This window comes from Angustibacter sp. Root456, from assembly GCF_001426435.1.
In the GTDB taxonomy this organism is placed as follows: Bacteria; Actinomycetota; Actinomycetes; order Actinomycetales; family Angustibacteraceae; genus Angustibacter.
In genome coordinates this window covers 127,223-140,459 of sequence record NZ_LMER01000016.1, presented here as the reverse complement: position 1 = coordinate 140,459, position 13,237 = coordinate 127,223, and the positions used below count along the sequence as shown (strand labels likewise).

General features: G+C 73.2%; 14 protein-coding genes. 5 read left to right on the top strand and 9 right to left on the bottom strand.

Features of this window, described 5'->3' with window-relative positions; genetic code table 11:
• Positions 1-11: 11 nt before the first annotated feature.
• On the top strand, positions 12-497 hold the full coding sequence (locus ASD06_RS10585; RefSeq protein ID WP_056676883.1) for an Lrp/AsnC family transcriptional regulator: 486 nt from the start codon (positions 12-14) through the stop codon (positions 495-497).
• Here ASD06_RS10585 and ASD06_RS10580 read toward each other — a convergent pair.
• Both ASD06_RS10580 and ASD06_RS10575 read right to left on the bottom strand, forming a co-directional pair.
• A complete protein-coding gene (locus tag ASD06_RS10580) occupies positions 494-1,135 on the bottom strand; it encodes an IclR family transcriptional regulator (RefSeq protein ID WP_056676881.1) in 642 nt (213 codons plus the stop codon). The two genes, ASD06_RS10585 and ASD06_RS10580, sit on opposite strands and share 4 nt — an antisense overlap.
• Before the next feature lie 13 nt (positions 1,136-1,148).
• A complete protein-coding gene (locus ASD06_RS10575; protein WP_056677158.1) occupies positions 1,149-3,530 on the bottom strand; it encodes a pyruvate dehydrogenase in 2,382 nt (793 codons plus the stop codon).
• A gap of 174 nt (positions 3,531-3,704) precedes the next feature.
• Between ASD06_RS10575 and ASD06_RS10570 the strand changes: the two genes are divergently transcribed.
• Positions 3,705-4,574: a hypothetical protein gene (locus tag ASD06_RS10570; RefSeq protein ID WP_157371650.1), complete on the top strand. Its 870-nt coding sequence runs from the start codon at positions 3,705-3,707 to the stop codon at positions 4,572-4,574.
• The gene (locus tag ASD06_RS10565) at positions 4,571-4,768 is read left to right on the top strand and encodes a hypothetical protein (protein WP_056676875.1); all 198 of its coding nucleotides are present in this window, start codon (positions 4,571-4,573) and stop codon (positions 4,766-4,768) included. Before ASD06_RS10570 ends, ASD06_RS10565 begins: the two co-directional genes overlap by 4 nt.
• 66 nt (positions 4,769-4,834) lie before the next feature.
• On the opposite strand, the gene ASD06_RS10560 is transcribed toward ASD06_RS10565, so the two are convergent.
• Positions 4,835-5,248 carry a co-chaperone YbbN gene (locus ASD06_RS10560; protein WP_056676872.1) on the bottom strand — a complete coding sequence of 138 codons (414 nt, stop codon included), beginning with the start codon at positions 5,246-5,248 and terminating at the stop codon, positions 4,835-4,837.
• 44 nt (positions 5,249-5,292) lie between these two features.
• Between ASD06_RS10560 and ASD06_RS10555 the strand changes: the two genes are divergently transcribed.
• On the top strand, positions 5,293-6,111 hold the full coding sequence (locus ASD06_RS10555; RefSeq protein WP_056676869.1) for an SGNH/GDSL hydrolase family protein: 819 nt from the start codon (positions 5,293-5,295) through the stop codon (positions 6,109-6,111).
• Here the strand turns inward: ASD06_RS10555 and ASD06_RS10550 are convergent.
• The 4 genes from ASD06_RS10550 to ASD06_RS10535 all read right to left on the bottom strand — a co-directional run bounded on the left by ASD06_RS10550 (position 6,065) and on the right by ASD06_RS10535 (position 10,584).
• A complete protein-coding gene (locus ASD06_RS10550; protein ID WP_056676866.1) occupies positions 6,065-7,252 on the bottom strand; it encodes an esterase family protein in 1,188 nt (395 codons plus the stop codon). The genes ASD06_RS10555 and ASD06_RS10550 overlap by 47 nt on opposite strands.
• Before the next feature lie 87 nt (positions 7,253-7,339).
• On the bottom strand, positions 7,340-9,097 hold the full coding sequence (locus tag ASD06_RS10545; RefSeq protein WP_056676864.1) for a DEAD/DEAH box helicase: 1,758 nt from the start codon (positions 9,095-9,097) through the stop codon (positions 7,340-7,342).
• A gap of 103 nt (positions 9,098-9,200) precedes the next feature.
• Complete coding sequence (locus ASD06_RS10540) at positions 9,201-10,136, bottom strand: zinc metalloprotease (protein ID WP_200942044.1); 936 nt, start codon at positions 10,134-10,136, stop codon at positions 9,201-9,203.
• Between the two features lie 127 nt (positions 10,137-10,263).
• On the bottom strand, positions 10,264-10,584 hold the full coding sequence (locus tag ASD06_RS10535) for a DUF3039 domain-containing protein (protein ID WP_056676862.1): 321 nt from the start codon (positions 10,582-10,584) through the stop codon (positions 10,264-10,266).
• Positions 10,585-10,718: 134 nt separating this feature from the next.
• On the opposite strand from ASD06_RS10535, the gene ASD06_RS10530 reads away from it, so the two are divergent.
• Positions 10,719-11,078: a YciI family protein gene (locus ASD06_RS10530; protein ID WP_056677154.1), complete on the top strand. Its 360-nt coding sequence runs from the start codon at positions 10,719-10,721 to the stop codon at positions 11,076-11,078.
• Between the two features lie 50 nt (positions 11,079-11,128).
• Here ASD06_RS10530 and ASD06_RS10525 read toward each other — a convergent pair whose 3' ends face one another.
• The gene (locus ASD06_RS10525) at positions 11,129-11,680 is read right to left on the bottom strand and encodes a YqgE/AlgH family protein (protein ID WP_056676859.1); all 552 of its coding nucleotides are present in this window, start codon (positions 11,678-11,680) and stop codon (positions 11,129-11,131) included.
• An 18-nt stretch (positions 11,681-11,698) separates the two neighbouring features.
• Positions 11,699-13,213, bottom strand: a complete 1,515-nt coding sequence (locus ASD06_RS10520) for an NAD-dependent malic enzyme (protein WP_082537929.1) — start codon at positions 13,211-13,213, stop codon at positions 11,699-11,701.
• Between the last annotated feature and the right edge of the window lie 24 nt (positions 13,214-13,237).

Below are 13,237 nucleotides of genomic sequence, written 5' to 3'. Positions count from 1 at the left end.
TACTGGGCACTATGACCACTCCAGAGCCGCAGCCCGCGGTCGACGACCTCGACGTCCGGCTCATCGCGCTGCTCACCGAGTCGCCCCGCATCCCCGTGCTCGAAGCAGCCCGGCGGCTCGCCGTCGCGCGCGGCACGGTGCAAGCGCGCCTCGACCGCCTGGTCGACCGCGGCGTGATCCGCTCGTTCGCGCCCGCCCTCGACCCGGCGGCCCTGGGCTACCGGGTCACCGCGTTCGCCAACCTCGAGATCCGCCAGGGCCGCCGCGACCGCGTCACCGCTCACCTGGCGGCGATCCCGGAGATCCTCGAGGTGCACACCATCACCGGCCAGGGCGACCTCATGTGCCGGCTCGTCGCCCGTGACAACGACGACCTGCAGCGGGTGATCGACGACCTCGTCGCCGACGAGGACATCGTGCGCACCTCGACCGTCGTGGCCCTGGCCACCGTGGTCGAGCACCGAGTCCTCCCCCTCGTGCGCGCCGGCTCGCGCTAGGACGCCAGGCGGGCCGTGAGCGCGGTAGCTGCGCGGCGGACGGCGGCCCCGACCTCGCCCGGGTCCAGCGGGGTCAGCGAGACGACGCCCACCGATCCCTCGAGCGTGCCGACCCGCCACCCCACCGAGACACCGTGCGCGCCCTCCTGCAGCTCGCCGTCGCTGAACGCGAGGTCGCCGCTCCCCTCGCGGATCGCGAGGACCGCCCGGCCCGCGGCGCCGCGCTCCAGCGGGTGGCGGCTGCCGACCCGGTAGGCCACGTGGAACTGCGTCCACTGCGGCTCGACCACCACCACCGCCAGACCCTCGTCGCCGTCGGCCAGCGTGAGGTGCGCGGTGGCGCCCACCTGGTCGGCGAGCGAGCGCAGCAGCGGCGTGGCCACCTCGCGCAGCATCGGCTGCACGCGTGTCGCGAGCGCCAGCACGCCCAACCCCAGCCGCACGCGGCCGTCGTCCGTGCGGGTGACGAAGTGCCGCTCCTCCAGCGTGGCGAGCAGCCGGTAGACGACGGGCCGCGCCACCCCGAGGGCCGCCGCCAGCTCGGTGACGGTGCGGCCACCGTCGTGCTCGGCCAGGAGCAGCAGCAGCTGCAGCCCGCGGTCGAGCGTCTGCGACGTCTCGGGACGGCCGGTGGTCATCGCGGCGAGGGCTTCAGGCGAGGCTCAGCGCGGCGAGGGCGGCGTTGACCACGCTTCCCGGCGTGAGGTCGTGCAGCTCGTAGAGCTGGCCGACGTCGCCGGACTGGCCGAACTCGTCGACGCCGAGCGGCACGCACGGCACGCCGAGGGCGGAGCCGAGCCAGGCCATCGTGTGGCTGGCGGCGTCGTGCACCGTGACCAGCGGCGTGCGCTCGGTGCCGAACGCCGTCCGCAGCGCGCCGGGCAGGCTCGGTGCGGTGGCGGTGCGCACGCCCTGGCGCAGCGTGCGCTGCCAGGCGGAGTAGAGGCGGCCCAGGCTCGTGACGTCGACGACGTGCGCCGCGATGCCCTCGTCGGCCAGCTCGGCCGAGGCCTGCAGCACCTCGGGCAGCACCGCGCCGGACGCGACGAGCTGCACCACCGGCGCACCCTGCTCGGCGAGCTCGGGGTGCTCGACGTGGGCGTCGAGCAGCCGGTAGGCACCGGCGAGCACCTGGCGGCGCAGCACCGCGTCGCCGAGTCGCCGGCGGGCCGCCTCGAAGGGACCCTGCTCGATGGGTCGGGTCGACAGCCGCAGGTAGTAGGCGCCGTCCTCGACCGGCGCCGCGCTCGTGGTGGGCGCCGCGCCCGCGGCCATGCGGCCCACCGCGTGGCACATCAGCCAGTCGAGGGCGGTGGCGTACGCCGGCTCGATGAACGTCACGCCGGGCAGCTCGACACCGATCGACGCCGTGATGGTCGACTGGTGCGCGCCACCCTCCGGGGCCAGGGTGATGCCGCTCGGGGTGCCGGCGACCAGGAAGCGCGCGCCGGAGTAGGTGCCGTAGATGAAGGCGTCGAGGCCGCGGCAGACGAAGGGGTCGTACACCGTGCCGACGGGCAGCAGCGGCTGGTCGGACAGGTCCCACGACAGGCCCAGCTGCCCGAGCAGCAGGAACAGGTTCATCTCCGAGATGCCCAGCTCGATGTGCTGGCCCGTCGGCCCCTGCGCCCACTTCAGCAGCGGGTCCTCGTTCCACGACCGCACCTGCTCGGGGGCGAAGACGCCGGTGCGGTTGATGAAGCCGGCGAGGTTGGTGCTGGTGGCGACGTCGGGCGCCGTGGTCACGAGGTACGGCGCCACCGCGGTGTCGCGCGACAGGTCGACGAGCACGCGCCCGAAGACCTCCTGCGTCGACACCGCCTTGGTGGCGCGCACGCCGGTGGCGTCGGGCACGGCGACGTCGAGGCTCGCCGAGCGCGGCGGACGGCGCAGCTGCTGGGCCCGGCGTCCAGCCCACTGCCCCTCCGGGCTGGCGGGGTCGAGCTGGTCCCACTCGGTGCCGGCGTCCAGGCCCATCTCGGCCCGCAGCGCATCGACCTGCTCACCGGTCAGCAGCGCCGAGTGGTTGCGCGGGTTGCCGGCGATCGGCAGGCCCCACCCCTTGACGGTGTAGGCGAACACCACGCTGGGCCGGGTCGTCTCGGCGTCGCAGGCGGTGAAGGCCTCGAGCAGGGCGCCGAGGTCGTGGCCACCCAGGTCGGTCACCAGCACGCCCAGGTCGTCGTCGGGCACGTCCGCCACGAGCGGCGCCACGTCGTCGGGAGCGCCGTCGAGAAAGCGCTCGCGCAGCGCGGGCCCGTTGAGGCCGAACAGCGACTGGTACTGCTCGTTGGGCATGGCGTCGATCCACCGCCGCAGCGCCCCACCGCCCGGGCGGTCGAAGAACTGCTGCAGCCGCCGGCCGTACTTGACCTCCAGCACGTGCCAGCCGGCGGCCTCGAACGCCGAGCGCCACTGGTCGATGCGGATGCCGGGCACGACGCGGTCGAGTGACTGGCGGTTGAAGTCCACGACCCACATGACGTTGCCCAGGCCCGCCGTCGCCGAGTCGGCCACGGCCTCCCAGATGTTGCCCTCGTCGAGCTCGGCGTCACCCAGCAGCGCGACGAACCGCGAGCGCGGTCGCTCGCCGAAGTGCGCGTCGACGTAGCGGCGCACGGCCGCGGCGAACAGCGGCGCCGCTGCGCCGAGCCCCACCGAGCCGGTCGAGAAGTCGACCTCGTCGGGGTCCTTGGTGCGGCTCGGGTACGACTGCAGGCCGCCGCGGTCGCGCAGGCGGGTGAGGTACGAGCCGTCGAGGTTGCCGAGCAGGTACTGGATCGCGTGGAACACCGGGCTCGCGTGCGGCTTGACGCTCACCCGGTCGGCGGCGTCGAGGTGCGAGAAGTACAGCGCGGTCATCGCGCTCACCATCGAGGCACTCGATGCCTGGTGACCGCCGACCTTGACGCCGTCGGTGTGCGGCCGCTCACGGTTCGCGCTGTCGACGATGCGCGTGCTGAGCCACAGCACGCGCCGCTGGACCTCCTCGAGGACGGCGAGATCGACGTCCGGGCGGGCGCGGTCGGTGATCGGTCGGGGCTCGACGGTCTGGGTCACGGCGCGAGCCTAACGCCCGCTGTTCGCAGCCATTGCGGACGGCGATGGCAACGACCGGCGGCGCATTGTCGGGTTTGTCACTTGTCACCTAGCGTCCCGGCCCTCGGCGTCGCGACACACGCGCTCGCCGCTCACGAAGGGGCAACGATGAGGTTGAGGACGACGACCAGGCTCATGGCCTGGAGAGGGCTGACCGCCGCCGCGGTGGCCACCGCTGTGGCCGCCACCGTCGCGCTGCCGGCGCAGGCGCGGCCGGCCACGCAGCCACGCCCGGACGCGCTCGCGACGGCAACGCGCGTGGCCGAGACGGTCACCGGGGACGGCGTGCGGGCGTTGACCGCACCCGAGACCACGGCCGGGCTGGCCGTGCGACCAGCCACGGCACAGGGCCGCCCCGTGCCGACGCTCGTGCACCGCTCGTCGCGCCACGTGTCGGTGATCGCCGTGCTCGACGCGGCGCACGGCGGCGCCGCGGCCACGATCGACTTCGCGAACGCGCTGCCGAAGGGGCACCAGCTCGAGCCCGCGGACGACGGGAGCCTGATCGTCGTCGACGGCCGCACCGTGGTCGGCACCGTGGCGGCGCCGTGGGCACGCGACGCGCGCGGGCGCAGCCTGCCGACGCACTACCGCCTGCAGGCCGACGGCACGCTGCGCCAGGTCGTCGACACGCGGGGCGCCACCTTCCCCGTGGTGGCTGACCCCAAGTACAGCATCGGCTTCTACCGGGTGCCGGTCTGGTACGTCGAGTACTACTGGTCGGAGATGTGGCGCAACAAGCTCATCATGGACCGCTACGGTGCACCGGTGTCCGCGGTGGTCGGCGCCCTGTGCGGCAAGATCCCCAACGCTGTCGCCAAGGCCGTGTGCGGTTACCTGATGAAGCGGCGGTACTCCACGATGAAGAGCCAGCTCGACTACGGCATCGCGCACAAGCGGTGCGTGAAGGTGCGTGGCGCGTACGGCATCGCCGACTTCTTCGTGTTCTCCGTGTGGACCAAGAAGTGCATCAAGTGACCTGGCGTCGCTGGGCCGGGCAGCAGCTGGCCGGGCTCGTCGCCGTCGTCGTCGGCCTGGTGGTCGCCACGCTCGTGCTGGACGATGACTGGGGCCTGTCGGCCTGGCTGGTGTTCCTGGGTGCCTGGCTCGCGGTCACGGCCGTCCAGGCCGCCCTGCGCGCGCGTCGTGCAGGCGGCTCGGACGAGCGCTGAGCGGCCACCGCACGCGACGAGGGCCCCGCCGGTCACCGGCGGGGCCCTCGCTCGTGCAGGAGAGGGTCAGAACGACGTCGGGTCGGTGCTCGCCTTGCGGTCGCTGCCGCCGGCCTGCGCCGAGGCCAGCTGCTGCTCGTAGGCGACCTTGACCTGGTCCATGTCCAGCTCGCGCACCTGGCGCAGCAGGTCCTCCAGGGCGGGCTGGGGCAGCGCGCCCGGCTGGCCGAACACGGGGATGCCGTCGCGGTAGATCACCAGCATGGGGATCGACGTCACGCCGTAGCGGGCGGCGAGCTCGGGCTCAGCCTCGGTGTCGACCTTCACGAACCGCGCGTCCGGGTTCTCCTCGCTCACGCGCTCGAAGACGGGACCGAACTGGCGGCACGGGCCGCACCACTCCGCCCAGAAGTCGATGAGGACGATGCCGTCCTGGACGGTCTCGTCGTGGGTCTCAGGGGTCAGTGCCGTCGTAGCCATACGGAGGTCAACGACGACCGGCCGCGACGTGTTCCACTGGTGGGGTGCTGGTCCGCGCCGGGCGGCGTCAGGTGGTGCTCCTGTGGCTGGTGGGAGCGCTGGGACTCGCGCTGCTCAGCGCGTGCTCGGCGGCCCCCCACCGGACGGCGGCGCCGGGCCCGAGACCCGCGGCGTCCGGTGCCGTCGTGCACGACGTGCTCGGCCTCGGTGACTCGGTCACCGCAGGCAGCGCGTGCGGGTGCGTCGACTTCGTCCGGCTGCTGGCCCATGACCTCAGCACGGCGAGCGGACAGCCGGTGAGCTCCACCAACCGCGGACGACCCGGCCAGACCAGCGCTCAGCTGCTCGACCTGGTGCGGCACGACCCCGGCGTGCGGGCCGACGTGCGCCGCGCCGACGCCGACGTGATCACCGTGGGCGCCAACGACCTCGCACCGGCCCTGCAGGCGTGGGACGCCGGCACCTGCGACGACGCCTGCGCACAGCGCGACGTCGCGGCGGTGACGTCGCGGGTCGCGGACGTCGTGCGCGAGGTGCGGGCGCTGCGAGTCGGTCACCCCACCCGCGTGATCGTCACCGACTACTGGAACGTGTTCGAGGACGGCGACGTCGGCCGCGACGACCGCGGCACCGCCTACCTGGCCTGGAGCGACCGGCTGACCCGCGCGTTCAACGCGGCCTTGTGCCCCGAGGTGACCGCGGCCGCAGCCACGTGCCTCGACCTCTACGCACCCTTCAAGGGCGCCGAAGGCCGCAGCGACCCGACAGGCCTGCTGGCCGACGACGGCGACCATCCCAACGCCGCGGGGCACGCGCTCATCGCCCGGCTCGTGCTGGCGGCCCTGACGTCGTCACCGCGGTGACCGAGCCCCCGAGCCGCGCCGAGAGCCAGTCGATCGCCGGACCCATCTCGCGGCCCCACGACCCGAAGTTGTGGCCGCCGGACGCCAGCACCATCGTCGTCACCTGCAACGGCCTGTGCACCAGCGCCAGGAAGCGTCGGGTGTCGGCGTAGCCGTTCGGCCCCCGTTCGTCCCGCGAGATCGCGATGAACAGCGACGTCGGCGGCGGCGGCTGGTGCCGCAGCCGCCACTCGAGGTCGTTGAGGTGGCGCAAGGTGCTCGACCCGCCCCACAGGTCACCCGTCGTGCGGTCGTGCAGCGCCGTGAAGTAGCCCGACAGCGCGACGCCCGCCCGGAACCGGTCGAAGTGGTCCATCGTGATCTTGGTGGCGCAGTAGCCGCCGGTGGAGTCGCCCATGACACCCCAGGCGGTCGGGCGCACGCGCAGGCCGGCGTCGATCGCGGCGGGCAGGTCCTGAGCGAGGAAGGTCTCGACCTGCGGTCCGGCCGGCACGTTGGTGCACTCGGTGTCGCGCGGGTAGACCACGGCAGGGCGCAGCATCACCAGCACCACCGGTGCCGCGCGGTGGGCGCCAACCTCGGCCAGCACCGCGCCGGGGTAGTCCATGTGACGTACGAGCCCGAGGGCGCTGCCGGGGTAGCCGCCGAGCACCTCGACGGCGGGGAAGGCCCGGGCGCGGCCCGGGGCGAAGTACTGCGGTGGCAACCAGACGTAGGCGGGCGAGGCGAGCTGTGACGCCGCGCCGAAGATCCGCACCGCGAGGGTCCGCCCGACGCGAGCCCACTGGGCCGGCGTCCGCGCGCCGACGTCGGCCACGATCCGGATCCCGGACGTCGACACGACCGCAGGGCCGCCGGCGGCCGCCGTGCGCGACGGCCCGCCGCTCGTGCGGACCGGCGCCGACGACGCACCCGCGGCGAACAGCTCCGACCACGACCCGTAGAAGTAGCCGTAGTCGTTGAGTGCGGCGCCGGCGACCAGCACCGCGCTCAGCTGGGTGACCACCAGGAGCGCGGTGCGCGCCGACCACCGCACGACCCGGCGCCGCCCCAGGCGGTTCCACACCAGCGCGGTGGCCACGGGCAGACCCACGGCGAGCAGCGTGAGCAGCACGAGCAGCGGACGTCCGAGCAGCGACATGGTGGCTCCCCTCGACGGGACCTCACCACGATCGTGCGCCGCGCAACCTGTCAAGAACCTGGGTGCCCGCCGGGCCACGGCTGGGAGTCAGCGCTTGCCGACGAACCAGCGCCGCAGCGTCTCGATACGTTCGCGCACCTGCTCCGCGCCTGCCTGGGGCACCGCCGGGCCACCGCAGGTGCGCCGCAGCTCGGCGTGCACGGTGGCGTGCGGCTGCCCCGTGCGCTTGGCCCAGGCGCCGACGAGCGTGTGCAGCTCCTTGCGCAGCGCCGCGACCTCGCGGTGGGTCGCCCGCTCGGGCTCCGGCTCGCCGCGCCGCGCGCGGCCCTTCTGCTGCGCGGCCTGCCGCTGCCGCAGCAGCACGGCCACCTGGTCGGGCTCGAGCAGCCCGGGCAGGCCGAGGTAGTCCTGCTCCTCCTCGCTGCCGACGAGCGCCGCGGTGCCGAACTCGCCGCCGTCGAAGAGCACGCGGTCGAACTCCGCCTGGGCCTCCAGCGCCTCGAACGGCAGCAGGTCCTGCTCGCCGGACGCCTTCTCGGGCCGGTTCGCCTCGGCGACGAGCGCGTCCTCGGGCGACCACAGACCGTCGTCGTCGGCGGCACGGGGGCGGTCGAGGGCGTGGTCGCGCTCGAGCTCCAGCTCACCGGCGTGCTGCATCAGCGTCGGCACGCTCGGCAGGAACACCGACGCCGTCTCACCACGCCGCCGGGCCCGCACGAAGCGGCCGACCGCCTGGGCGAAGAACAGCGGCGTCGCCGTCGAGGTGGCGTAGACGCCGACGGCCAGGCGCGGGACGTCCACGCCCTCCGACACCATGCGCACGGCCACCATCCAGCGCTGCTCACCGGTGCTGAACTGCTCGATCCGCTCGGAGGCACCGGTGTCGTCGGACAGGACGACGACCGGCGGCTCGCCGGTGATGCCCCGCAGCAGCGAGGCGTAGGCGCGGGCCTGGGTCTGGTCGGTGGCGATCACCAGCCCGCCGGCGTCCGGCACGCCGCGACGCACCTCTGACAGGCGGGTGTCGGCGGCGCGCAGCACCGACCCCATCCACTCGCCCTTGGGGTCCAGCGCGGTGCGCCACGCGTGGGCGGTCATGTCGTTCGTCAGCGGCTCACCGAGTCGGGCGCTCACCTCGTCACCGGCGCGCGTGCGCCAGCGCATCTGGCCGGAGTACGCGAGGAAGATCACCGGACGCACCACGCCGTCGCGCAGCGCGTCGCCGTAGTTGTAGGAGTAGTCCGCCTTCGAGCGGCGCACGCCGTCGGCGTCCTCGGCGTAGGTGACGAACGGGATCGCGGCCGTGTCGGAGCGGAACGGCGTGCCCGTGAGGCTCAGCCGGCGGGTGGCGGGCTCGAACGCCTCGCGGACGGCGTCGCCCCATGACAGCGCGTCGCCGCCGTGGTGCACCTCGTCGAGGATCACGAGCGTGCGTGCGGCCTCGGTGCGCGCACGGTGCAGCAGCGGGCGGCTCGCGACCTGCGCGTAGGTGAGCGCCACGCCGTCGAAGTCGCGCCCGTGGGTGCCGTGGGCGTTGCGGAACTCCGGGTCGATCCGGATGCCCACCCGGTGCGCGGCGTCGGCCCACTGGCGCTTGAGGTGCTCGGTGGGAGCCACCACGGCGACGCGGGTGATCTCGCCGCGGTCGAGCAGCTCGGTGGCCACCCGCAGCGCGAAGGTCGTCTTGCCCGCGCCGGGGGTGGCGACGGCCAGGAAGTCGCGGGGTCGCTCGGCGAGGTACTGCTCGAGGGCAGCCGCCTGCCAGGCGCGCAGCTTGGCGGCGGTACCCCACGGAGCCCGCCCGGGAAACGCGGGAGGCAGGTGGGAGGCGGCTGAGGTACTCATCGGTTCAGCGAGGGTAACCGTTGGGGCGGAACAACATGCCGGGCCCCCGCGATGCTTCGCGGGGGCCCGGCAGCGTGCTATGGCGTGTCGCCGACGTGCTCACTCAGGAGCGGTACGCCGTCCACTGCGCCTGCATGCGCGACACCTGCCCCGAGGTGAACGTGTTCATGCAGGAGTCGTACGTGTAGTCCATGAAGTTGTGGATCGGGTCGGTGCCCGGCGCGGAGCACGTGTCGCGACCGGTGGGGCACTGGTAGGCCGGCGACGCCTCGGCGGGCGTGTCGCTCACGTAGTCGCCGTTGCCCGAGCAGCCGCCCTGGAACGTGTGGTACAGCCCGACCCAGTGACCGACCTCGTGGGTCGCTGTGTCGCCCTGGTTGTAGTTCGTGGCCGTGCCGCCCGGCACCGACTCGTCGAGCATGACCACGCCGTCCATCGACGGCTGGCTGCGGTACGACGAGGGGAAGGTCGCCCAGCCGAGCAGGCCGCCGCCGAGGTTCGCGGTGTAGAGGTTGAGCGCGTTCGCCCCGCCCTGGCGCAGCGCCGTCTTCATCGCCTTCTCGGCCGAGCTGCCCTGGCTGACGTTGTACCAGGACGAGTTGACCGTGGTGTCGACGGAGACGAGCGAGAACGACAGGCCCGTGCCGGCGTACGCGTTGTTGAGCACGGAGATCTGCTGGCTGATCTGGCTGCTGGTGATGTAGCCGTTCGTGCCGTCGGTGATGCGGTGGAAGTACACCGGCACCGTGGTGGCTGAGAACGTGCCGCCCGGCTTCTTGCCGCCACGCAGTGCGGCGGAGCTGTCGACGCCCTTGGCCGCGAGGGTCTTGGCGAGGTCACGCTCCATCGCCGCCGCCTGGCGGACGCTCAGCTCGTTGCCGTCGGCGCGCCCGTGCGTGCCGCGCGCTCCGACCGCATCGGTGTGCGTCTCACAGGCCGACGCCTTCAGGGGCACGGGCGCGGCGCTCGCCGACGCCGCGGTGAGCGGTACGGCGGCCAGGCCGGCAGCCATGGCGATGGCGACCAGGGGACGGGACATGGGCCTCATGGGACTCCCTGCGACTCGGTGCCACCAGTCGGGTGCGGCGGCGGTGGGCCGAAACTACTGCCGCGCAGGTAGATCGCGGTCCGTCAACGAGTCAAGTTCTGGCAAAGGATCGGACGGGTCACTCGTCGCCGTCCCCGCCGTCCGGGCGGGGCAGTCCCTCGTAGATCGCCTTGCAGGCCGGGCAGACCGGGAAGCGCTGGGGGTCGCGACCGGGCACCCAGACCTTGCCGCACAGTGCCCTGACCGGCTCGCCCGACAGCGCGCTCTCGAGGATCTTCTCCTTGCGCACGTAGTGCGCGAAGCGCTCGTGGTCGCCCGGCTCGATCTGCTCCTGCTCGACGAGCTCGCGCTCGAGCACGGCGGTGCGCTGCGGGGACGCCGCGGGCTCGGACGGCGCCGCGGGGCTGCCGGGGTCGGCGTACGGGTCGTCGTGGCTCATGGGCGCCAGTCTAGGTCTCAGCAGCGAGCGTGCGATGCCCCGAGGTTGCCTGTCGAACCGGGCGGCGCCCGTTCGTGGTGCAGTAGCGGGTGGGCAACCGGCCCACCGCCGAGCCGGGAGAGCAGGGAGAGACCGTGAGCGAGTTCCTCATCGCGTTCAACGACGAGTGGGTGCCCGACGACACCGAGGAGCAGATGACCGAGAGGTTCACCGCGGTCAAGGCGCTGCGGTCAGAGATGAAGGATGCCGGGGTCCTGATCTACACCGGTGGTGTGGACGACTCCCCCGGGTTCAGCGTCGACCCGTCGAGTGGCACGCCGCTGTTCACCGATGGCCCCTTCGTCGAGACCAAGGAGCATCTTGGCGGCCTCGCCGTCATCGATGTCGCCGACGAGGAGGAAGCGCGGTACTGGGCGGCCAAGATCGCCGTGGCGTGCGGTTGGCCGCAGGAGGTGCGACGGCTGCGCGGGGAGACGGGGCGTCCGCAGAGCTAGCGCCCGCCTCGGGGCCCGATCTGGGTCGGGGTGCGCGCTCGGGGTGCGCTTCAGTTCAGGTCGGGGTCGTCGGGGAACGTCGCCACGAACGCGAGCTCGCCGACCTGGCGCCGCAGCACCGTGCGCCACAGCAGCTCGGGCTCGTCGACGAAGGGGTCGCGGGGCTCGGCGTCGACGACGTACCAGGAGCCCTCCTCGATCTCACGCTCGAGCTGGCCGGCCGACCAGCCGGCGTACCCGGCGAAGACCCGCACGCCCGACAGCACCGAGACGATGTCGACGGGGTCGGTGTCGAGGTCGACCAGACCGAGCGAGCCGTTGATGCGCCGCACACCGGTGGGTTCGGGACCGTCACCGGGCACTCCGACCAGGCCGAGGGCGGAGTCGAGCGACACCGGGCCGCCCTGGAACAACCGACCCGGGGCCGTCACCCAGGGCTGCCACGGCGGCAGCACGGCCTCGACGTCGACCTCGAGCGGGCGGTTGAGCACGACACCGAGGCCGCCGTCGGCGCCGTGGTCGAGCAGCAGCACGACCGCACGATGGAACGTCGGGTCGCGCAGCGACGGCGTCGCCACCAGCAGCTGACCCGTCAGGTTCATGGCGTCTTCATGGCGTCGTCACGGCGTCATCGCCTCGGGAAGGTTCTCGCGCTCGGCGGCCGCCACCACGTCGGGCGCCACCTCGTGCAGCACGTGGTGGGGGCTGTCGGGCGACTCGGGGATCGCCGGCGCGACGCCCGGGGTCGCGACCCGGAGCACCGCCGCGGCGACGACGCGCGTGACGTCCGGGTGAAAGACGCTCGGCACGATGTAGGTCGCGTTGAGCTCCTCGTCGGTGACCACCCCGGCCAGCGCCTGCGCGGCAGCCAGCAGGACGTCGTCCGTGATGGTGCGCGAGTGAGCGTCGAGCAGGCCGCGGAAGACGCCGGGGAACGCGAGCACGTTGTTGATCTGGTTGGCGAAGTCGCTGCGTCCGGTGGCGACGACGGCGGCGTGGGGGGCGGCGTCGACGGGGTCGACCTCGGGGTCGGGGTTGGCCATCGCGAAGACGACGGCGTCGTCGGCCATCGTGGCGATGTCGTCGCCAGTGAGGATGCCGGGCGCGGAGACGCCGATGAAGACGTCGGCGTCGCGCAGGGCGTCGCGCAGGGTGCCGGTGACGCCACGAGGGTTGGTGCGCTCGGCGACCTGAGCGAGCGCGGAGTTCGGCGCGGAGGCGACGTCGGCGCGCTCGCGCGTGACCACGCCCTCGATGTCGCACACCACGACGTCGCGGGCGCCGGCGTGCAGCAGCAGGTTGAGGATCGCCGTCCCCGCCGCCCCGGCGCCCGACATGACGATGCGGACGTCGGGCAGCGACTTGCGGACCACGCGCAGCGCGTTGGTGAGCGCGGCCAGGGTGACGATCGCGGTGCCGTGCTGGTCGTCGTGGAACACCGGGATGTCGAGCTCCTCGCGCAGGCGGCGCTCGATCTCGAAGCAGCGGGGGGCGCTGATGTCCTCGAGGTTGATGCCCGCGAAGCCGGGCGCGATGGCCTTGACGGCCGCCACGATGGCGTCGGTGTCCTGCGTGTCGAGGCAGATGGGGAACGCGTCGATGCCCGCGAAGCGCTTGAACAGCGCGGCCTTGCCTTCCATCACCGGCAGGGCGGCGAGCGGGCCGATGTTGCCCAGTCCGAGCACCGCCGAGCCGTCCGTGACCACCGCGACGGTGTTGCGCTTGATGGTGAGGCGGCGGGCGTCGGCCGGGTCCTTCGCGATGGCGAGGCAGACGCGCGCGACGCCGGGCGTGTACACCAGCGAGAGGTCGTCGCGGTTGCGGATCGGCACCTTCGACTCGATGCGCAGCTTGCCGCCGAGGTGGGCGAGGAACGTGCGGTCGCTGACCTTGCCGATCTCGACGCCGGGCACCTCGCGCATCGTCTCTACGAGGGCCGTCGCGTGGTCGGCGTCGCGCGCCGCGCAGGTGACGTCGACCCGCACGCGGGCGGCCCCGGACGCCGTCACGTCCAGGGCGGTGACGATCCCGCCGCCGCGTTCGATCACCGTGGTGAGCTCGCTGACGGCGGTGGGCCGCGCGGGCAGCTCCAGCCGGACGGTGATCGAGTAGGACACGCTCGGTGCGGACGCCATGGTTGCCTCTCCCTCGGGAACGAC